We start from the raw sequence: 19,752 nt of genomic DNA, 5'->3' as shown, positions 1-19,752 counted from the left end.
CTACAAAAACTTTTTTGACTTACGCCCTTGTACCAGGCGAAGCCTGAACAATGGCCTATCCCTTGCGCAAATCTTGCTACAAATGTTTACATGGCCTGCCATCAGAAAGGCAAAAATTCAGCCTTTCAACTTCCTGGTTTTGTCAAACCAGAAAGCTAAAAATGAAAAAACAAAAACCAAAAAAATGGAGGAGTTACAATGAACAATTGCACTTTTACAGGAAGATTAATCAAGGATGCCGAAGTCACAAAAACCAGCAACGGAAAAACCAAACACTTGCTACTGATAGCCTGTGATACATCATTTACAGAAAAATCAGGGGAACGAAAATCAACGATTGTGAAAGCTATTGTGTATGGAGATAAAAAATTAACAGCACATCAAAGTCGTTTGTTATTAAAAGGCACATTGGTGGCGCTACAAGCCGAATTTGTGTCAGACCGTTATGTGAAAGAAGGGGTGATACAGTATTATCAATATTTCCATGTTCAAGCTATCGAAATACTGGAGTCTGAATACATGATTGGCTTGCGTTCCAAAAAAACAACGGAAGAACAGGCGCATGAAACACCGGTCAATGAAAATACTGCCACGCCTGAAGGAGGAAACGCACAATGAAAAAAGGCTTATGGCTTATTCCCTTACTGATTGTCAGTATCCTTTTTGTGGACAAGATGGGTTTCATCGACATGGGGGGCGGGGAACAAGCCCCCCCATCAGCCCAAGGCACCACGGAAGAGTCGCTCACCTATCACGGGGAGCAAGTGGTTGTTATGCACCAAAATCGAGTGTCGTTCAATAAAAAAGAGCTTGATTCTTCTCAAAAACCTTATCAACACTTTTCCGAATTAGATCAATATAATCGTGTAGGGGAAGCGAATGCCGTGTTAGATTATACGCTTATGCCTACAGCGGAAAGAGAGCCATTATATGTGAATCCAACGGGCTGGAAAAATAAGAAAATAGGTTCCAATGAATGGCTCTATAATCGTTGTCACCTTATTGGCTATCAATTAACCGGAGAAAATAACAATCCTAAAAATCTAATGACGGGCACACGAAGTTTCAACACGCCAGGCATGTTGACGTATGAGAATCAAGTTTCGGACTATATCCGGAAAACGCATCGGAAAGTCCGTTACCAGGTGAAGCCTGATTTTAGAGGCAACGAGTTAGTGGCGCGAGGGGTGCAGATGCAGGCGAAAAGCTTGGAAGATGATCAAATAGAATTTAATGTTTATATTTTTAATATCCAAAATGGTGTAAAAATCGATTATCAAACAGGCTATTCTAAATTGGCGAATTAATTTTTTTCTATGGGTTTGGGAAGAGAAGACGACAGAATGTGTGAGGGTTTGCTGAAGCAACACCCGAAACACATTCTGTCGTAAACAACTGAAGCGAAGCGAAAGGCGTTAGAAATGGCTAAGAAATCAGGTGTAACGACCGAGATTATCAAAAGGGAGATTTTCTGTCTTTGAATGAATATGAAGCAGATAAAGAGGTTTACACAGGAAGGCAGATAGAGGCAAGAATTCTTACCTGGCTTTTGCTTTGCTGATAAGTCCTCATGATTGAGGCTTTTTTATTTGAAAAAGTTTACTTTTGAAGAAAAAATGGTATAATAACATAGAAAGAGAGCCATGCGACAACATGACTCCCTAAACAGTAGCACCGTTAAAAAGACGGCAGCTATTGATAAATCAAAATCATTACATGAAGTAACCTTTGATCGTCTCGCTAAAGTGGATCAGATGGTTACTTTTTTGGTTTGTTGAAGTCTAGAATCATCACGACGAGCGTGGCAAAAACCACAGCAAACGTCAGCGCTTCATACACAGACACGGCTAGTCCTTTCTAGGAGTAAAACCTTTTATAACCAAGAGGCATCACCCCCGATACTGAAGATTTAGCCACCATCTTTCTCACTTTGCTACTGCTGAAGCTATTATAGCACAGGAAAAAGAAGAAAACCAAGAGCCTAACGCCTTTCGCAAGCTTCAGTTGTTCGAAGCGAAAGTTGGGAACGGTATTGCTGTGCAAACCTTACCCAACTTTCGCTTGCTTGAAATAAATAGAGTAAAGGACTTCACTTGACATATATGTACCGTACGTATATAATAAATGTATAAACTAAGTGGGAAAGGGTTGTGAAACCAATGAATGAAATTATTAATCGTAAGGAAATTGCTGTAAACATCAATACAAGCTATACTATTGATGAATTTTGTGACATCTATCCTAATGCTTCCAAAGAAAAGTTAACTTATATATTTGAAGAGATTGAGAAGAGGTTGTTAGTTGGATTTCCAACTCTTTCAGAATTTATAGAAGATAGAAAACTGGAATGGAATGAAACCGTTACGTCTGCTGAAATCCATGCTGAAAAAACGACAGGAGGCATGAGCGGAACAGGAGTTAGCGTAATCTATAGTGTGACCTTTTATGATGAAAAGCATGATGATATTGAAACCTACCAATTTTTCAAAATTAGTGATCATCATAAATTTACTCGGACAACATTCGATAATGAAAATCTAGAGCAACATTTAGAAGAATCCATGCAAGAGTTTTATATTTAAGTTTTGATAAACAAGAGAAGCGAAGGAGAATGTATGCCATTTATTAGTTATGATTCTGAAGACTTAATTGATGAATTAAGAGAAGATATAAAGGAATTTGGAAAGGAACTGGAAGTTTGGTGCTTTTTCAAATTTATTGAGAATCGAAAAATTTACACCAATTATGATTTTGTTGGAGAGAGTGAAATCCAGGCAGACGAATTGGCGGATGAAGAACATTTAGACCGTCTACCAGCCTGGAAACTCCTGGAACGATTAGAGCAACAAAATTCTATACTATAGTGAATGTAGGTGTACGATATGAAAAAAACGTCTGAAGCCCAGTTAAGGGCGACCAAAAAATGGCAAGAGGCAAATAAAGACCGGGCGCGTTACAATCGCTATAAATCGGATGCCAAAAGATTTATCTTAAAGATTGCTTCAATAGAAGACGTCAAGTTTCTTAGCCAACAAATTCAGATTCGGTTGGACGAGGAAGCAAAGGATTGAAAAATCACCAGAAAAAAATTACAAGGCTCAGTCAGCATAAAGGAGGACATTAATTGAAAAAAACAGAGTATTCAATGGGTAGTAGGATTGAAAAGAGGGTACTGGAAGTAACTTTTTTAGTTGGAAATGGTTTTGATAAGATGCATGGAATAGCAACTTCTTATAGTGATTTTTATATTGAAGAAATCAAATCATCAGAATTGTTACAGTTTCTAAGACAGAAAGGGATTCTTAAAATCCAAGAGAATAAACATAAACTAAAAATATCTTTTTATAGCAATTCAAGTAATTATGTTTCATTTGAAGATTAGTTCGCTTAATAAATTATTAATGTATACTTCAAATTAAATATTAAATAAGATAAACCTCATCTCTAAGTCCAAATAGTAGAGATGAGGTTTATTCTATGGTGAGTAATAGATTAGTATCAAATTAGGGTGTCAAATGAACAGAAGGCGGAAAGAAAAAAGATGTGCTTATCGCCTAATCTCGTTTAAGTTAATGTGGTTAAAAAATTATCGCAGAGAAAAATTTAATTAAATAAGTAAATTTTTAAATGCCAATAGGGTATACTCTATTGGCGTTTTTGTGATTTGCTGGTATAATAGGATTTGTAAGCGGGGCATTAGAATTGGGCAAAAAATTATTTGAAAAAGGAGTAATTGAAATGGAGAAGAGGCAAAAAAAGAAAAATTCCAATAAGTATTTGATACAATTTATCCGAAGGAGAAAAAGCTTATGAGTAAAATAGGTTACATTAGAATAAGTTCCACAGATCAAAACACAGCAAGACAAATGGCGCAGTTGGAACATTGTGAAAAAATATTTGTTGATAAAGTAAGCGGCCAAAATAAAAACCGGCCCGAACTTGAAAATATGTTAGCGTATATTCGAGAAAGCGATATAGTGGTTGTGACGGAATTAGATCGTCTTGGCAGAAATAACGCTGATTTAACCGACATCATGGATCAGATTAAACAAAGAGGGGCCACGCTGGAAGTTTTAAATTTACCGCAGCTAAACGGTATCCAGGATGAAAATTTACGCTTGTTGTTAAATAATTTGATTATAGAGTTGTATAAATATCAAGCGGAATCAGAACGTAAACGAATCAAAGAACGTCAATATCAAGGCATTCAACTTGCCAAAAAAAATGGGAAGTACAAAGGGCGAAAGCGTAAATTTGAACAAGATGATCCGCGTTTATTATTAGCAATCGAATTATACATGGCCAAAAAGGAAGACGGCACCTTCAGATATTCGTTACGTGATGTGGAAAAAAGAACGGCCATTGCCAGGAGAACTTTGTTACGTTATTTTAGTGAACTTGGCATTTCTCGGAAGAAATAGTGTAGTGAATACAACAAGCATACAAAAAGACGAAAACCATTTTAGTGGATTTTCGTCTTTTTTGGCCTGTTGGATAAAGTTTTATGGATGGGTCTTATTTTTTTCTTTTAATATTTGTGAAACACTTTTTGTTTGAGAAGCATATTCCGGTTTAACCATTTCACTTAATTCGGCAGATTCCCCACCTTCACCTTCAAAATTTGTATTTGGGTCGGCACTGGCATTGAAATTTAATTGAGGATCATCATTCACATAACCTTCAATGACATACGTTCCAGTTGGGAGTTTATGCATATCCGTATAAGTAAAAGAGTGCACACCTATGTAATTATACTGGTAAAAAAGTTCGATTCGCGATTTTTGTTTGGTCCAAAAGGCTTCTTGTTCTTCTTTTTTATGGTGCATATACCATCCTCCTGCAATTACAACTACCAAAATGATGCTAAGAACTGCTATAATAGATTTGTATTTTGTATTCATTTTATCACCTTAAACAATTATAGCATAAAGTGAGGAAAAAAGATGTCAAAGATAAAAGATAACCAATATTGGAGCTTAGCTAAAGGAGCTTATGAAGATTACAGTGTAGGAAGCTTAATTAGAGATGTAGATGGGAAAAGATGGCGAGTAGTTCTAAAAGAAAGTACAAAGAATGGTTACCAAGGATATGCAGTTGTGCCAGCTGAGGAGTATATTGAAGATAAATCAGGTAATATTTTTAGTGGTAAAGATCAAACATATGAGAACATTGTTATTCTTTCACGAGGAACGGAACCAACTAAAATGGATCATGATTTAGTAACGGATGCTCAATATGTAGTGTTAGGAAAAGATAAAAATAAAAAACCTAACCAGTTTCGAGATGCGGAAAATTTTTACCAGGTCGTTCAACAACGATTTAGTCCTCAAAACATGTATGTAACAGGGCACAGCCTGGGTGGTGCTATTTCATTAGACCTTGCTGCTGAGTATGGGGCTAAGGGAGTTACATTTGCTGCGCCCAATATTTATCAAATCTTATCGCCAGAAGCAAAAAAAAGAGTGGACACGGGCAGTACTGAAAATTTAATTATTGATTATACTCATGAGGGAGAACAAATTGGCCTTTGGTCGCAATATAGTGCTCCATTTATTGGAAAGCAGTTTCGGACAACTGGCCACGGCCATGGCATTGAGTCATTTATACCTTATTTTTCTGCAGGGGGATCTGCTGAATTACTGATTCAACCTGAAGCTATCCAACAAGAAGCCACCAAATTAAAAAATATAGCGGTTAACTTCGATACGATTATTGAGACCATACGCGAAATGGAACGCAATCAAGAGGAGGCGATTCGTCTTCTTGTAAACGATGTACGCGCCATGATAAGTAGTGGAGAGCTTGCCTTGTTAGATGAGTCTGATATTGAAGAAGAATTAGGGAATATGGCTACCCAGAAGCATGGCAGTCACTATTATTTTTATGATGTGGCGTTGAGTGAAGAACTACAACAAAAGATGACGCATAAACAAAAAAGCTGGCTTGAATTCGGGGATGCGATCGGTTATGCTGCCTATAAATTTCAAAATCGAGATATAGAATTAGGGGATATGTTAGGACGTCCATTGGGTGAATATAGCCCTTATCATAAAAAGGAGTGAGCCTATGAGTAATCAGCTAGAAAGCGTGTTGCAAGATCTTAACAAGCGCCTTCAGATGGCCCTGGAATCTGGAGCAACAAACCAAGTAGAAAGCTTGCAAACGGAAAAACAAGCGTATGAAAAGAAATTAATGCGATTAAAATTACGCACAATTTTACAAGGGCGGGTACAGCAGATAGTATGGGATAGTCAGGATCAATTAAATCAAGAAAAGCATCAATTTGAAACTTGGTTTCAAGATATGAACCACATTGAAAACCGATTGAAGTTATCTTTTGATAGTCAAACAGGTGAAGCGATAGGACGTCAATTAATACATGAACGAAATCAAGTTTTACGTGATTATGGAGACGAGTATCGTGATTTAGTAAAAAGTGTAAGAATCAAGTAAGAATTTATCCCAATATCGTGAATGCGTCTTACTTTAGAAGGATGGTAGGCCAGGAAGAAGGAATGTATGACAAAACAAGAACTTATCAAACGGGTGCAAAAAAATCAAATCAAAGCGGTAGCACTCGAAAAATTGGAGCTTCATTTAGGTTGTCCAGGTTACTTTCAAGAAGAAATTGCGTTGTTAGCGATTCCATTTCATGATTTGATGCAGGATATGGAAACGAAGATTGCCGAATATCAGAAAAAGAAGATGGAAATAGAAGCTGAAATGGATGACTTAATTGAGATTGGACGACAGTTAGAACAAAGAAAGGCATAAAAATAGGTTGGCAAAAGCGGCAATCCCCTAGCAAAGAGCCTTGGAGATGATGACTCCAAGGCTCTTCTTGTAAGCTGTTTGTGAATTATTGCCATGTGTCTTATTTCCGTAAGACAAAATTAGAATAACTCGTTTATTTGAAAAAAGCAAGTTAATTTAGTTTGGATATTTGGGAATCTGATATAGCTTGATAACTTTGTAGAAGAGTGCACTACTTATTTGAAACGATTTTCGATAATCATTTTATTATTCAAATATCTATATTATCATTTATTCATATTATCATATATGAATAAAAAATAAAATCCCTGTATTTCTAGCTAATAAACGTTATAAAATTAATCATTTATTCATATTATCATATATAATAATATGAATAATATCATATCTTAGCTTTCTAATACTGAAGATAATGTTTTGAACGCTCTTCTTTGATCTGGATCTAAAATATTATCAACATAGTTATCAATCATACTTTCGATAACTTCATAAGCAAATTTGTGGGAAGTTAACTTGATAAGTAAATCAATTTCTTCTTTTGTTCGCCGTGAAATTTTAACATTTGCTACTTGATTCCTGTTTAAGCCTTTTCTTTCATTAAATTGTCTTGATTGCGATGCTGAAACGCTAACTTGTTTTTTCTCTAGCAAACTTTTATCATTTTCTTGTGCAGTTTCATTGGAAGGGACAATACGTTCTTGTCTTATTAATTTGGAAGGTTTTTTGTTTTGATTATCCATGTACTTTCTCCTTTTCAAAATAATCAATTCGATTAACTAATTCATTTGCAACATCTTTATAAAATTCAATGACTCTCAAATCATGACGGTCATTTTCTACAATGCCAGTGTTATCAAATCGTTTTAGACGTGCCATATTTGGAACCTTATGTTCAAAAATATTTTCTTCACCGAAAACTTCAGCGGCATTATCCAAAACAAATTGATCAAGTGATGCATTACCATCCATTAATACAGGTAAGACGCCACATATTTCAAAATTACCTCCATATATTTGAGAAAGATTTTGTAAGTCCTGTAAGTACATTGTAGCACCATCTAGTGATAGCTCCTGTGTTTGTAACACAATTAGAACATAATCTGAGGCCATAACTGCACTATCTGTTATATAAGATTTAGTTGGAGGCACGTCAATAAAGATATAATCATACTTTTCTTTTAGAGGTTGCAAAAGTTTTGCCAAATGCGTTATTTTTTTTTGAGTAATGGCATTAAAATCTGGATGTGATTCTTCTACGATACCATATTGTAAATCTAAAAATGTTGTATAGTTAGCAAAATCAATGTATGAAGGAAGCAAATATAAATTATCTACAATCTCAACTTCTAACCCAGAAAGATTATCTTCCTTTACAGCAGTCATCAATGTTTTATCAAAGCTAAATACTTCATTTGAATGAGCTTTTTTTGTACGAATCAAAACTGTAGTCGAATTACCTTGTGGATCTAAATCAATAACAAGACACTTTTTACCAGTTTTTGCTATTTCATATGCATTAAGTATATTATTTTTTGTTTTCCCAACGCCGCCTTTATAATTTCCAACACAAATTGTAATTGCCATTTCCCCGTCTCCTTTTTAAATTATCATATATGAATAATTATATATATGATAATATGATAATTTGATTATATGATAATAGTAGCTTAATTCCAGGCAAAAGTCAAAAAATATGATAATATGATAACTAATGTCAGTTGTTACAACTCCAATATACTGCTAATATGCGCGTTACTAGGAATTTCAATAAAATGATAATATGATAATAATCATATATAGATAAAGGTATATTATCATTTTATCATATATGATAATATACCTTTGAGATGGAATTGTCTGAAATTTAGAGTTTACATTTAAAAATAAATAGGTTATGGTAATTATTGAGAAAATAAAAAAGGAATCGTCGATTTATATTTTGTAGTGAGATACAAAATATAAATTACATTACATTTGACCAAAAATGTAATCCTAGTAACGAAACCCCAATGTGATATATAATTTTTAATTATTTACGATAAAAAAATTATACCACATTTAGGTTTATTTGACAATGGCTTTAAACGTTGAAATGAAGCCATTTGAAAAACTTTTTTTCGCTAGGAGACGATTGAGTTTCTTCCTATGCGGAATTTGTGCGGTCTTGAACAGGGATACGGCACTTCCGAAAAAGGAAGAAGTCGTAGCCTTTTTTGTTGTACGAAAAAAAGGGAAGGAGTCCAGTGTGGCATGTCCAATTCTAGTGAAACCATTGATTTATATACATACTCGGCTGTTATCAGTACCGTTGTGCATGAAGGTATCACAGCTTTTTCCAAGCGAAATAGTCGTGGAGTAATATCCATTCAGCAACATTTTGCAGCACAAGAAGCAGCCAACCATCATCGCAAGGGCGTTCAGTTTGTCGTGCGTCAGAAAGAAGACCTGCAACGAAGCAAAGGTGTGCGCGGTTTTATTGTGACCAGTCAAGAAGCGCTGATTCAGGAAGTGAACCAGTTTACACACTGGACACCGAACACGTATCGTTGGGGAACGTACTCAGATGACAAACACAAATTCATCAAGGGGCATTCGGAAGAGAACCTGCAACAAATCAATACGTATGTCATTGATGTGGATACTATGCAAGTGGACGTAGCCCAAATGATCATGGCGGCCATGAAAATCTTGAATCAAACGCCCACATTTATTCTCCAAACTAACCAGGGTTTTCAGATGTATTTTGTGTTAGAGAATCCCGTTTTCATCAGCAATGCCCATAACTTTAAGAGCCTACGTGTGGCCAAAAAAGTGGCCCAAAATCTAAAGCATGCCTTTGCGGCGGAATTACCGAACGTAGACCGAGGGTGCAATGACTTTGGTTTCTTCAGAGCGCCCAATTTAGAGAACGTGGTGTTTGAAAATGTCAGCCAAACCTTCGATTATGCCGACTTGATGACTTGGTCCAAAGTGTATAGCGACAAGCATGACCGTCCACAGCTACATGTCGTGGAAAAACCTGAAAACGTGGCGAAAGCCACAAACCAAAAATGGTTTGCCGACTTGATTCAACTCACGAATATACAAGGACGAAAAGGGCAATATGGCCGAAACAATGCCTTATTTACTCTGGGACTGGCTTGCTATTCATCTGCCATGAGCTACGAAGAAGCTTTTGATTTACTCGATGAATTCAATACGAATCTCCAACAACCGGTCTCGGTACGCGAAATGGAAAAAACGTTAAAAAACGCGTATTCCGGAAAATACCAGGGCGCAAACTTGGAGTTTATTCAGGGTATCCTGGAAACGTACGATTCAGGTAACGAAATGGAGCATTCTACGGCATTTATCTTTCATAAGCAAGACAGTCGTGTGTTTCGGAAGCATAGAAAATCACGCGAAAATCGAATCTACTCTCATTTTGAAGAATGGGAAATGGATTTAGAAGAATATATATCCAAACACATTTTGTTTGGCCAAACGTTTTTGGAAAAATCCCAACGAGAGCTTTCTGAAGAAACCAATATTCCGTTGGCCACATTAAAAAAAATACTGAAGCAATCGAAACGAATTATCAGTAAAGTGGAGGGCAAAGGTCGTTATGCGGTGACGTTGATATCCACCAATGCGATTGTGGTAGAGCAAGCGATCCGTCATGCCTTGACGAAAAAACAAGCGCAAAAAGAAAAATACTTGGCTTTTTTAGGCACTTTTTCAGAAGCGGCTCAATTTATTGGGGCAAAACTGACTTCTACCCCATCGACATCAGGCGATAAGAGCGCCATTTTGAAAGGGATACCTGGAGGGGATAGTGGTGGCCATGAAGTGTGGAATTTGCTAGAGAACACGTACCGAACGGTACGACAGCGCGATTTAAGTGCAACGGACACGGGTTAAAAGTCAATGGGTTCAATTGCCAATTACTTAATTCTAGTGACCCTGTTTTTCTGCTTATGCTTTTGAAGTTTATTCGTGGCTTATGCGAGTGTTGTCTGTTAGAGCAAGTAAGTAGTCATCAGCAAATAGTAAGGGGTGAATGTGCGTATGCACCTTTTAGGTGGAGGGCTGGCTCTTTTTGCATTTTTTCGAGATTGGGGTACAATAGAGTCCATGAACGAACGAGAAAAACGGAGGGAAGACGAGTGGATACGCGAGAATTGAAAAAACAAAAACGCACCGTGATGTTGGCGTTGGCACAAGCGTATGAAGCACACGATGCTTTGAAGTTGTCGCATGCGGCCGGTACGTATTTACAATGCGCGACCTGTCAAAAAATAATGGAATTGACGGCGGAGTCGCATCGGTTAGAACAAGAGGCTTTAGGTGGATTAAGTGAAGAAAAACAAGTGATTGCTCAAACGAAAAAAGATGTGAATGAATTTGAACGGATTCATGATTTTATTGAGCATTTTACGATCCAACAATACGCCTATTTTCGAAAATCAGGCATGATGGAGAAAGATATGCAACTCCAGTTAGACATTGCCCCCGATTTATTTCGGCATTGGAAAGCGAAAAATCGGATTCAAACGATTCCGACGAAGGTGTATCGCGTGTTCGGGAAAGAGAACCGGATTCACTATTACCGAGCGTTGCGCCAAAGTGACCTGGAGTACTTGTTGAAACGAGACGCGGTGTATGCCGTCAAAATGGATGAACTCGAAGAAGCCGCCTGGTCGAGTGTGTATGTTCCGATGGCTGACGGAGGCTATACGACGCTAGAAGAGTTGGTGGAACAAACACCCGTGGGGCATTTAACGACGCTAGAACCTGTCATGGAAAATACGCGTGTCCCTCAAATTTGTTACCCGAAAGGCTCGTACGAAGTGTTAGAATACACGGGGGATAATGGGCGATTGATCCCATTATTTCTCAAAAATGACGACACAACGGTGTTACCTAGTCACCGAGGAAGACCGATTCAAGTCCAACGCAAAGGGAAACCTCAAATGTCGATTAAAGTGGGCGATTATCTCGTACGTTCCCCGAATCGAGATTGGCACGTGTACACGAAAAAGGAATTTTTCCAGTTATTTGAGGTCAATCAATCTTTGACGTTTGTGCAAGAAAAAGAGCGCTGAAAAAGGGCTCTTTTTGTGTACTCATATAACTAAAATGTGTCCAAAAATACAAAATTATAACCGTTTACATGGACGTTCAGGACAAAAATCGGGGTTTCTGGGGTATTTTTCGTTGGAGCTATGTTTTTTATGCTAGACTAAAAAGCATGAGATATAAAGTCAATAGCGAGGACGTGAGACAGATGTTTCCACGACTATGGAAAAATAAAAAGAAAGAGAAGAAGTCTGTGTCACCGACACAGCATCTTGATCAAGAGATTGAGGCTCTCAAAGGGAAGATGAAGCACTTAAAGCAAGAGATTGAATTCGAATCTCGGAACTTTCGGTTGCGAAAGAGACGTATAGAGCTTGGTGAGGAATGAAAATAAAACCCATGAAGGGTACGGCGAAGGCGATGTCAGCATGGGGACATCGCTTTTTGCGTGATGGAGAGATACATCTGCGCACACACAAGATGAAAAAAGTATACAAAAATACAAAATTGTAACCGTTTACACGGTCGTTCAGGACAAAAATCGGGGTTTCTGGGCAATTTTACGTTTTGACACTTGTTTTTATGATACGCTAAATACAAGCTAGTGACAGACTTAATGAAAGGGTTTGCATGATGTTAGCTTAACTAATAAAGGGAAAATGGCAAAAGAAAAAACGTCTCTGTCGGGAAGAGACGTCAGAATACTTTGTTATTCTCAAAAAAGATGGAGATGAAACACCATGAAATGTCAAACTTATTATGCCCACGGATATTTAGGCGGTTGATAAATATCCTGAAAGTGAAAGAGTTGATAGTAGAGCTATCAGCTCTTTTTTTGTGTTAAAATACGCCAATCACTCATGTTATCATTACGTATATTCACGGCATTTTTTTTATTTTCCATTTTTCTTAAACCTTCAAAACTCTCATTGGCAAGCCTTTCTCCGATAGGATGATGCCCTTTGATATATTCAAGCTTGGCTTTAACAAATAATGTATCGTAGTAAACTACATCATCTTCTAATTCTTTGCTTAGTTTAAGTGCTTTATCAATATAAGGTTCACTTTCAAGGAAATCATTATTCATGTCTAATCCATACGCTGCATTATAATAGGCACGTAATATATGCCTTTTTGTTTCGTAATAGGGAAAATATAGCTGAAAGACTTCTTCTAGCTTTTTAATTTGTCTATGAATTTCTGATGAATCGTCAATAAAGAAAAGTATACTTAAGAGGGATAAGGCTTCAAAATAATAAAGTGTGGTTTGATTACGAAGCTTCTTCCAAAGGGGTTGGATATCCTTTTGGCACACTTTTCGGTCATTTGTGAGAGAGAATTTATACATGGCATCTACACTTTTCTCTAAGTCTTCAATTTCTGGGGCATCATGATTTTGTAAGTAGGTTCTGCAGTGCTCATGGAATTCTTTAATACCATCAACATTTAACGTACTACCTAATTCTTTAAAAAGACGTAAAATCTCTTGTCGATCTGTCAACTCATAATTGTTAGCAATGAGCATAAATTCCTCCACATCTAAATTTAAATTATTTACAATAATTAAAAATTGTGGAAAACTGACGGTCACTTCATTTGCTTCAATGCGTCTATAAGTCCGAATATTAATGTCATGACCAGCAACCGTCGACTGTAAAATGTCTCTATTTTCACGAATCGTTTTGACAATCGTGCCAAAATGGTCTGAAATGTTAATGTTTTGTGACATTTTTAACCCTCCTTTCGTGTAAAAATGTATAATTTACACACCTGGAATTTTGAGCGGACACATCTGTCCGCTCCTCAAAAAATGAAAATGGCTTTAAATAACAATTGTAGTGCAAGAAAAAAGTTGCCTTAGGGCAAAAGCGGACACATCTGTCCGCTCAGCGAAAAGGCTTTTAAATTATAAAAACTATGGTAAAATAAGCTTGTGAGTAGATTAAGAAAAAATCTCACTGTATAAAATTTGTTTCAAAGAAGAACGGGGGTAATCAGGATGTACTTATTATTAAGTTTTGTGGGTGTTAGTACACGTGGACATCTTCTTATCGGCTGATTATTATATTAAATTCAAATAATTATTTGACAACGGATTCACAATGAGGTAAACTCATATGCGAATTCAGTGACAGATAATATACAAATAGGCGAAGCACACAGTTCAATTAACTTGGCGGAAAATTGACTTGTGCTAGGAAGGTCTCTCCTTCCTCACCGCAACTCTTAACACATACTTAAGAAACGGCGCCTCACCAAGAGTTATTGTATCATTTTCGAGATAGTTTCGCTATCAGAAAGTAAATGATTTTCTGGGAGTATGTCTAACTACAGGCATATTACAGAGATTATTCCACATTCTGACAGAATGTAAACTTCGGAAAATATATAATGGCATTGGCGAGCGTTCTCTACTTAAGTAGGGGACGCTCTTTTTTTTGTAGCTGGATATAAATATAAGGGAGGAAAAAGCCGATGATGTCAGTTATTCCAGATAAGCGTACCATGAAAGCAATGAATGAACCGATGCAGCAACGATTGGAACATCGACTCGTCAAAACCAAAAAAAAGAAACGAAAACCTAAAGTCCAACGTTTAACGTACCGACAGTTAGAGCGAACACGGACACCCATTTTTATTAAAACGTTTGATAGAGACAAATACATGTATGTGTGTGATCAACTCCATACGAAGGGAATCCCCAGTGCTGTGAATCTCAACACTTTAAAGTCTGTTCCTTTAAAAGATTTATATTACAACATTCGTCATGTTCGAGTAGCGGATACAACAAGTGAGAAACAACAAATTATCGCAAGGCGCAAACAAGCCGATGCCGAGTTATTATTTTTAAAAGGGATGCAACAGTGGGTCATTGTTCCTACCCCTTAATCTTTTCCATGCCAATGAAAAAGAAGCTGTCTGCTCGGACGTTTGTCCAGCCGATCCACCTTACCTTTTTCAGATGTGTTCTTTTAACAATTTCATAGGGATAGAATTTCCTAATTTGGAACTTTCCCAATCAACGGGTTCATACAAATTAGTTCACTCATTTATCAGCACTAGCTGAGTGAAGTAGCGGTTGGAAGGTGATACCGAAACCTTCGTGCTCTCTGGTTACCGGACTAGCCACAAACGGAACGTGATTGGATATAACTTGTTTTGCCAAGACCTGTCAGCAGACAGCGAGCGAATGGAACTAGGTTATATAGCTGATCAAGGGTTGGGATGTTTCTGAAGCCTCAAACATCCACTTGATTTTTAAACACCGGTACGGTGAAAGAAATAGGTGAAAATGGGTCTTATCCCCAATTCGAGCCGTGATTCGCCTATTTCTTTGACCGTATTCTCTTCTTCATTGGCATGGAAAAGAGTCCAGTCGTTTCCTAAGAAGCAGAAAGGTTTGTTTTTTCTTTCCTGATTTTTCCCTTTTTGCCAGGCGAGATACTCCTTTTTGTTGGCCTTTCTGCTTCTTAATAGGTTGAAACAACAAGTGGAATTTAATTTATAGTATACTAAAAGTACATAGAGAGGATGAATGATATGCAGACCATCTTAGAGAAAGAACAAAGAGAAGTAGGACAAGTACTTCGTAATGAAAAATGGTTATTGGTGGAGTTGATTTACGGCTACTGTTGGTTTGAGAAGGGGATTCTTCTTTCGAAAAGCGAATTAGCAGCCTATAGTCTCGATCAATTAGAATTTATTGAACAAGCGATTGAAAGCAGAGAGTCAGAACTTATCGAAAGGGGCGTTTCAGTATGAACAAGAAAAAATGGATTATTGGCATTGGGATTGGTGCGGTGTTACTTGTTGGAGGAGGCTATGGCCTCACTCAGTATCAGACACATGCGAAAGCAGAAGAAGAGCAACAAGCCTTTGAAACTAAACAAGATCAGCTTGCAGAAAGGGTCAATTCTTACAAAAAACAGGCTGCGGCTTTTTACCTCACGGCTAAAAAAGAGCGACTAGCTGAAGAGGTGACCACAGAACAAGTGGCGGCATTAGAAAGTCAATTGAATCAATTGAAAGGGAAAGAAATGCGAGTGGCTATCGCTGAAAAATTGAATACGGCTATTGTTGATACAGCGTATGCCAGTAAAATGGTTGATTTACGCGAACAAGTCAACGATTTACTAGATCAAAACGGAGCGTTAGCCGAAAAAGCCAATGTGGCCGCCGTTGAAAAACAAGCCACGGAGCTAAAAGAAGCGAAACCCGTATTTTATGCAGAACAGAATAAAATCATTCAGCGAGCTAAACAGCAACAAGCCCAAATTAAGAAAGCCAATCAAGCTGTAGATAACTTATTTACCGACACATCGAGAAAAACGATCAAGTCTAACGTAACGCGAACGCAATTTCAAGCGGCCTTAACGGAAAAAAATAAAGTGAAACAAGCGAAAGCGAAACAGGCACTCATTCAAGACCTGAATCGTGTCGAAAGCCACTTAACCGCACAAGAAAAACAAGCAGCCGAGCAAAAAGCACAAGAAAAAGCAAGTGAACCACAGGCAAAAGGCTCTTCAAATACAGCCAAGGGTTCTTCTTCCCCTTCAGCAACTCAAGGAAGAGGTTCATCAACACCAAGTTCCAATTACACAGCGCCAAGCTCACCAAATCAAGGGAGTACTTCTTCTTCAAAGAAGTCAACAGCAGGAAATTCAAGCAGTTCCTCAAGACAACCCTCATCCAGTAAGAAACCATCGTCAAATGGTGGTTCTTCTTCCAATTCAGGAGGTGGAAGTCTTACGCCAGGAGATAGCTGGGATATTGATTTAGATCAAGGTGGAAGTATAACAGGTGGTGAAAATGGGAATACGTGGCAAGGTGGAACATCTAAATAAATTAAAAAAAAGACGTCAAGGCGACATGCCTAGGACGTCTTTTTTTATGGAAGGTGAGTATATGTCGATAAGAGCACCCACAAATACAAGGTAAGACTTGATTGTAGAAATTAAAAATGGAGGTATTTAAGAAAAATGTATTTATCAATGAAAAAAAATTTATCTATTTTGACAGTGGTCTTAGTTTTTTTATCTGCTTTGCTAGCCCCCATACACTCAGTTTTTGCGGCTACTAGTGGGAAAGCTACAGATCCATCACAAATAACAAGTTCAGATGGTGAAAAGAAAACAGAGGAAGAAGAGGCCATTTTGAAAAAAGGCTTTGTTTTAAGCTCTTCTATGAAAAAAAGTGCTAAAGCAAGTGCTCAAGTTGTGTATAATGGCTCGATTTCTTATGGTGGTTCTATCGTAGGAGATTTTAAAGTTAACAATGTGCAGGCGTTTTGTATAGAGCATGCGAAAGGAACGCCGGCTACAAATACTCCAAATGATGGCGGAAGTATCTATCAAAATAAAAAAGTAGCAGCTATTCTATATTGGGGCTGGGGGGGAGCCAAAAATATATTTGGTTCAGACCGTGACAGAGGGATTGTATTGACTTCCTTACTAGCAAGTGAAATGTATACAGGTAGTTATCAAGGTGGTAAAAATATCGCAGGATATGAGACCTTAAAGAGTAAAGGAATGGCGCAAGATGTTCCTGACGATGCTAAATCATTTACAAAAAACATTCTAAATTCAAGTGTAGTAGGGAATGTTCAAAAAACGGAAACAAATAAAGTTAATGCGGATAGTGAAAATAAATTCACATTCACCTTACCAAACCAAATATCACTTATCAATGTAACAACTGGGGCTAAACAAACAGGAGGTCAAGTGACAATTAAAGGAGGAGACTCTTTTTACCTAACGGCACCGTTAACGTATGATAATGATTTTTCTTCAGGGAATTTATACGGAAGTTTAAAAGCTTACTTGCCGTTAGTTTATAAAATGGAAGATACAAGCTTACAAAGATTAGCAGTAGGTGTGAACTTGGATCCTGCGAATGCTATTTCTTTTAAAGCTAATTTTGAAGCACAAACAGGTTCCATGAAAGTAATCAAAAAAGGTAACGATGGCAAATTATTACCAGGTGTGAAATTTGAAATTAAAGATACGAATGGTAAATCCATCGCTAAAGGGACTACCAATGCGAATGGCGAATGGAGCCAATCAGATTTAAGCTATGGAAACTATGTGTTAGTCGAAACCAACACGATTCCAGGATACCACTTGAATAATAAGACGTATCCCTTCACCATTGGCGCAAGTACACAAAATATCACGATGAATGTAGTAAATGAAGCGCTAGTACCTAAAATCCAAACGACAGCAACCGATCAAGAAGACGGCGACAAGAGCCTAGAGCCATTGAAACAAGTCTCCATTCAAGATGATGTGATTTTCAGTGGTTTAACGACTGGAAAACAATACACCGTCACAGGGACTCTCATGGATAAAGAAACTGGAAAACCAGTTATGGTCAACGGTAAAGCGGTGAAAGCAAGAAAAATCTTTACGCCAACAACTGAAACAGGAACAGCAAAAGTCATCTTCACATTTGATGCATCCTCGTTAAAAGGTAAAGAAGTCGTTGTCTTTGAATCGTTAAGCTTAGATGGTAAAGAAGTGACCACACATGCGGACTTAGCGGACAAAGGCCAAACCGTTGAATTTACTAAACCTAAAATTCAAACGACCGCAACCGATAAATCAGACAATGATAAAGTGGTCGCACCAGAGAAAAAAGTTACAGTCACAGATGTGGTAAAATATACGGATTTGACAGTTGACAAAGAATACACGGTAACAGGAACGCTCATGAGCAAGCAAACAGGCAAAGCCTTACTCAGCGATGGAAAGCCCGTAACAGCCACAAAAACATTTATAGTAAAACAAAAAAATGGCAGTGTTTCACTTGACTTTACATTTGATGCTAAAGCATTGAAAGGTCAAGAAGTGGTCGTATTTGAATCTATCACACGCGACAATCAAGAAGTCGCAGTCCATGCTGATATCAAAGACAAAGGCCAAACGGTTCGTGTGGCAAGTCCAGAAATTGGCACGATGGCCACTGACAAAGCCGATGGCGATAAAACGCTTGCGTACAATCAAAATGTAACTTTAGTGGATGAAGTGAAGTATCAAGACTTAACTCCAGGTCAAACCTACGATATTCAAGGGACTGTTATGGATAAAAGTACAGGAAAAGCCTTAGTTGTCAATGGTAAAACAGTTGTTGCAACTGGATCTTTCACAGCAAAAACAGCGAACGGTTCAGCGAAAGTAGAATTTACATTCAATACAAAAAGCCTGGATGGAAAAGATTTGGTCGTCTTTGAAGAGCTTTATAAAAACAAAGAATTGATTGCAGAACATAAAAATATCAACGATGCCAATCAGACCGTGAAAGTCGCAAAACCAAGTGTCATTATTATGCCGAACATCCCGAAAACGGGTGATCAAAGCATGGTGCTTTTTGTTGAATTTGGTGCCATCTTAATCGCTTTAGCAAGCTTAGTTCTTGTAAGACGCAACAAAACAAAACAAAACTAAATGAGAAGATTCAAGAAGTGAAAAACAGGATCATAAAATATGAAATATGTATGTATACCGATGAAAAGCGCCTTTCCTGGCGCTTTTCATTTTAACAGAAGGGGGGGGGAAAGGTGGAATACGGCTATCGAGTGAAGTTTCACACACCGAATCGACCCGTTACAGTCTTATTACTCTTACCGTATTGCTTAGAGGCCAGTATTTGTGCAGGTATATTGGAAGACTGGCTTGCATTTAAAGCGGAAAAAGAACAACGCTTACAGTGTCAATTAAAGAGCGGTCAGGGAAAGAGGAAAACCTATCGCCCGATACAGAAAGAAGGCCTAGTGGTGGATCGTGTAACGATTATCTCTCCAGAAGGAGTTGCGCGTGAAAAGAAAAGTACGACACCACTCGTGAGTTTAACGAGACAAGATGAACAGTTTATTTACCAAAGAAAACTTGTAACAACAAGATAATCTAGAAATGAGGAAGAATA

At 37.6% G+C, this 19,752-nt stretch carries 23 protein-coding genes; 19 read left to right on the top strand and 4 right to left on the bottom strand.

Features of this window, described 5'->3' with window-relative positions:
- The 9 genes from BN1609_RS14025 to BN1609_RS13320 form a co-directional block, all read left to right on the top strand.
- On the top strand, positions 1–202 hold a 202-nt coding region (locus BN1609_RS14025), incomplete at its 5' end, for a hypothetical protein (RefSeq protein WP_220387171.1).
- The gene (locus tag BN1609_RS13355; RefSeq protein WP_255377397.1) at positions 199–618 is read left to right on the top strand and encodes a single-stranded DNA-binding protein; all 420 of its coding nucleotides are present in this window, start codon (positions 199–201) and stop codon (positions 616–618) included. The genes BN1609_RS14025 and BN1609_RS13355, both read left to right, overlap by 4 nt.
- Positions 615–1,307: a DNA/RNA non-specific endonuclease gene (locus BN1609_RS13350; RefSeq protein ID WP_088840992.1), complete on the top strand. Its 693-nt coding sequence runs from the start codon at positions 615–617 to the stop codon at positions 1,305–1,307. The genes BN1609_RS13355 and BN1609_RS13350 overlap by 4 nt, the downstream gene beginning before the upstream one ends.
- A gap of 125 nt (positions 1,308–1,432) precedes the next feature.
- The gene (locus BN1609_RS14210; protein WP_088840991.1) at positions 1,433–1,561 is read left to right on the top strand and encodes a DUF3850 domain-containing protein; all 129 of its coding nucleotides are present in this window, start codon (positions 1,433–1,435) and stop codon (positions 1,559–1,561) included.
- 598 nt (positions 1,562–2,159) lie between these two features.
- A complete protein-coding gene (locus tag BN1609_RS13340; RefSeq protein ID WP_159458342.1) occupies positions 2,160–2,582 on the top strand; it encodes a hypothetical protein in 423 nt (140 codons plus the stop codon).
- 33 nt (positions 2,583–2,615) lie between these two features.
- Positions 2,616–2,864, top strand: coding sequence for a hypothetical protein (locus BN1609_RS13335; protein WP_088840989.1), 249 nt, complete (start codon positions 2,616–2,618; stop codon positions 2,862–2,864).
- A gap of 18 nt (positions 2,865–2,882) precedes the next feature.
- Entirely contained in the window at positions 2,883–3,071 is a 189-nt protein-coding gene (locus BN1609_RS13330; RefSeq protein ID WP_088840988.1) for a hypothetical protein, read from the top strand.
- A 53-nt stretch (positions 3,072–3,124) separates the two neighbouring features.
- Complete coding sequence (locus BN1609_RS13325; protein WP_088840987.1) at positions 3,125–3,382, top strand: AbiH family protein; 258 nt, start codon at positions 3,125–3,127, stop codon at positions 3,380–3,382.
- A 427-nt stretch (positions 3,383–3,809) separates the two neighbouring features.
- Entirely contained in the window at positions 3,810–4,421 is a 612-nt protein-coding gene (locus BN1609_RS13320) for a recombinase family protein (protein WP_088816488.1), read from the top strand.
- An 81-nt stretch (positions 4,422–4,502) separates the two neighbouring features.
- Here the strand turns inward: BN1609_RS13320 and BN1609_RS13315 are convergent, their stop codons facing one another.
- Complete coding sequence (locus BN1609_RS13315; protein ID WP_088816487.1) at positions 4,503–4,901, bottom strand: DUF1433 domain-containing protein; 399 nt, start codon at positions 4,899–4,901, stop codon at positions 4,503–4,505.
- 42 nt (positions 4,902–4,943) lie between these two features.
- On the opposite strand from BN1609_RS13315, the gene BN1609_RS13310 reads away from it, so the two are divergent.
- The 3 genes from BN1609_RS13310 to BN1609_RS13300 all read left to right on the top strand — a co-directional run bounded on the left by BN1609_RS13310 (position 4,944) and on the right by BN1609_RS13300 (position 6,774).
- Positions 4,944–6,062 (top strand): DUF6792 domain-containing protein, encoded by a 1,119-nt coding sequence (locus BN1609_RS13310; RefSeq protein WP_088816486.1) that lies wholly within the window; start codon positions 4,944–4,946, stop codon positions 6,060–6,062.
- Positions 6,063–6,066: 4 nt separating this feature from the next.
- On the top strand, positions 6,067–6,453 hold the full coding sequence (locus BN1609_RS13305) for a hypothetical protein (protein ID WP_088816485.1): 387 nt from the start codon (positions 6,067–6,069) through the stop codon (positions 6,451–6,453).
- 66 nt (positions 6,454–6,519) lie between these two features.
- Positions 6,520–6,774 (top strand): hypothetical protein, encoded by a 255-nt coding sequence (locus BN1609_RS13300; RefSeq protein WP_088816484.1) that lies wholly within the window; start codon positions 6,520–6,522, stop codon positions 6,772–6,774.
- 389 nt (positions 6,775–7,163) lie between these two features.
- On the opposite strand, the gene BN1609_RS13295 is transcribed toward BN1609_RS13300, so the two are convergent.
- Positions 7,164–7,514, bottom strand: coding sequence for a hypothetical protein (locus tag BN1609_RS13295; protein WP_088816483.1), 351 nt, complete (start codon positions 7,512–7,514; stop codon positions 7,164–7,166).
- Complete coding sequence (locus BN1609_RS13290) at positions 7,507–8,358, bottom strand: AAA family ATPase (RefSeq protein ID WP_088816482.1); 852 nt, start codon at positions 8,356–8,358, stop codon at positions 7,507–7,509. The genes BN1609_RS13295 and BN1609_RS13290 overlap by 8 nt, the downstream gene beginning before the upstream one ends.
- Before the next feature lie 666 nt (positions 8,359–9,024).
- Between BN1609_RS13290 and BN1609_RS13285 the strand changes: the two genes are divergently transcribed.
- Both BN1609_RS13285 and BN1609_RS13280 read left to right on the top strand, forming a co-directional pair.
- Positions 9,025–10,674: a primase C-terminal domain-containing protein gene (locus BN1609_RS13285; protein WP_088840986.1), complete on the top strand. Its 1,650-nt coding sequence runs from the start codon at positions 9,025–9,027 to the stop codon at positions 10,672–10,674.
- Positions 10,675–10,919: 245 nt separating this feature from the next.
- A complete protein-coding gene (locus tag BN1609_RS13280; RefSeq protein ID WP_088816537.1) occupies positions 10,920–11,858 on the top strand; it encodes a hypothetical protein in 939 nt (312 codons plus the stop codon).
- 797 nt (positions 11,859–12,655) lie between these two features.
- On the opposite strand, the gene BN1609_RS13270 is transcribed toward BN1609_RS13280, so the two are convergent.
- Positions 12,656–13,561 (bottom strand): helix-turn-helix transcriptional regulator, encoded by a 906-nt coding sequence (locus BN1609_RS13270; protein ID WP_088816535.1) that lies wholly within the window; start codon positions 13,559–13,561, stop codon positions 12,656–12,658.
- A gap of 746 nt (positions 13,562–14,307) precedes the next feature.
- Between BN1609_RS13270 and BN1609_RS13265 the strand changes: the two genes are divergently transcribed.
- From BN1609_RS13265 to BN1609_RS13245, 5 genes are all read left to right on the top strand, one after another.
- On the top strand, positions 14,308–14,721 hold the full coding sequence (locus tag BN1609_RS13265; protein ID WP_088816534.1) for a hypothetical protein: 414 nt from the start codon (positions 14,308–14,310) through the stop codon (positions 14,719–14,721).
- Between the two features lie 651 nt (positions 14,722–15,372).
- A complete protein-coding gene (locus tag BN1609_RS13260; protein ID WP_088816533.1) occupies positions 15,373–15,594 on the top strand; it encodes a hypothetical protein in 222 nt (73 codons plus the stop codon).
- Positions 15,591–16,676, top strand: a complete 1,086-nt coding sequence (locus BN1609_RS13255) for a toxin Cry1Ac domain D-VI-related protein (RefSeq protein WP_088840985.1) — start codon at positions 15,591–15,593, stop codon at positions 16,674–16,676. The genes BN1609_RS13260 and BN1609_RS13255 overlap by 4 nt, the downstream gene beginning before the upstream one ends.
- Positions 16,677–16,811: 135 nt before the next feature.
- Entirely contained in the window at positions 16,812–19,274 is a 2,463-nt protein-coding gene (locus BN1609_RS13250; protein WP_088840984.1) for a VaFE repeat-containing surface-anchored protein, read from the top strand.
- Positions 19,275–19,387: 113 nt separating this feature from the next.
- Entirely contained in the window at positions 19,388–19,732 is a 345-nt protein-coding gene (locus BN1609_RS13245; protein WP_088840983.1) for a hypothetical protein, read from the top strand.
- Positions 19,733–19,752: the final 20 nt, after the last annotated feature.

It is taken from the genome of Listeria sp. ILCC797 (assembly GCF_900186185.1).
GTDB classification, from domain to species: domain Bacteria; phylum Bacillota; class Bacilli; order Lactobacillales; family Listeriaceae; genus Listeria; species Listeria goaensis.
Note: the sequence above shows the minus strand (reverse complement) of the source record. Positions and strands in the feature narration are given on the sequence as shown.

Coding starts and splice junctions, on each gene's coding strand:
- BN1609_RS13355 (WP_255377397.1), top strand. CDS start 199: ATGAACAATTGCACTTTTACAGGAAGATTAATCAAGGATGCCGAAGTC.
- BN1609_RS13350 (WP_088840992.1), top strand. CDS start 615: ATGAAAAAAGGCTTATGGCTTATTCCCTTACTGATTGTCAGTATCCTT.
- BN1609_RS13340 (WP_159458342.1), top strand. CDS start 2,160: ATGAATGAAATTATTAATCGTAAGGAAATTGCTGTAAACATCAATACA.
- BN1609_RS13335 (WP_088840989.1), top strand. CDS start 2,616: ATGCCATTTATTAGTTATGATTCTGAAGACTTAATTGATGAATTAAGA.
- BN1609_RS13330 (WP_088840988.1), top strand. CDS start 2,883: ATGAAAAAAACGTCTGAAGCCCAGTTAAGGGCGACCAAAAAATGGCAA.
- BN1609_RS13320 (WP_088816488.1), top strand. CDS start 3,810: ATGAGTAAAATAGGTTACATTAGAATAAGTTCCACAGATCAAAACACA.
- BN1609_RS13315 (WP_088816487.1), bottom strand. CDS start 4,901: ATGAATACAAAATACAAATCTATTATAGCAGTTCTTAGCATCATTTTG.
- BN1609_RS13310 (WP_088816486.1), top strand. CDS start 4,944: ATGTCAAAGATAAAAGATAACCAATATTGGAGCTTAGCTAAAGGAGCT.
- BN1609_RS13305 (WP_088816485.1), top strand. CDS start 6,067: ATGAGTAATCAGCTAGAAAGCGTGTTGCAAGATCTTAACAAGCGCCTT.
- BN1609_RS13300 (WP_088816484.1), top strand. CDS start 6,520: ATGACAAAACAAGAACTTATCAAACGGGTGCAAAAAAATCAAATCAAA.
- BN1609_RS13295 (WP_088816483.1), bottom strand. CDS start 7,514: ATGGATAATCAAAACAAAAAACCTTCCAAATTAATAAGACAAGAACGT.
- BN1609_RS13290 (WP_088816482.1), bottom strand. CDS start 8,358: ATGGCAATTACAATTTGTGTTGGAAATTATAAAGGCGGCGTTGGGAAA.
- BN1609_RS13285 (WP_088840986.1), top strand. CDS start 9,025: ATGTCCAATTCTAGTGAAACCATTGATTTATATACATACTCGGCTGTT.
- BN1609_RS13270 (WP_088816535.1), bottom strand. CDS start 13,561: ATGTCACAAAACATTAACATTTCAGACCATTTTGGCACGATTGTCAAA.
- BN1609_RS13265 (WP_088816534.1), top strand. CDS start 14,308: ATGATGTCAGTTATTCCAGATAAGCGTACCATGAAAGCAATGAATGAA.
- BN1609_RS13260 (WP_088816533.1), top strand. CDS start 15,373: ATGCAGACCATCTTAGAGAAAGAACAAAGAGAAGTAGGACAAGTACTT.
- BN1609_RS13255 (WP_088840985.1), top strand. CDS start 15,591: ATGAACAAGAAAAAATGGATTATTGGCATTGGGATTGGTGCGGTGTTA.
- BN1609_RS13250 (WP_088840984.1), top strand. CDS start 16,812: ATGTATTTATCAATGAAAAAAAATTTATCTATTTTGACAGTGGTCTTA.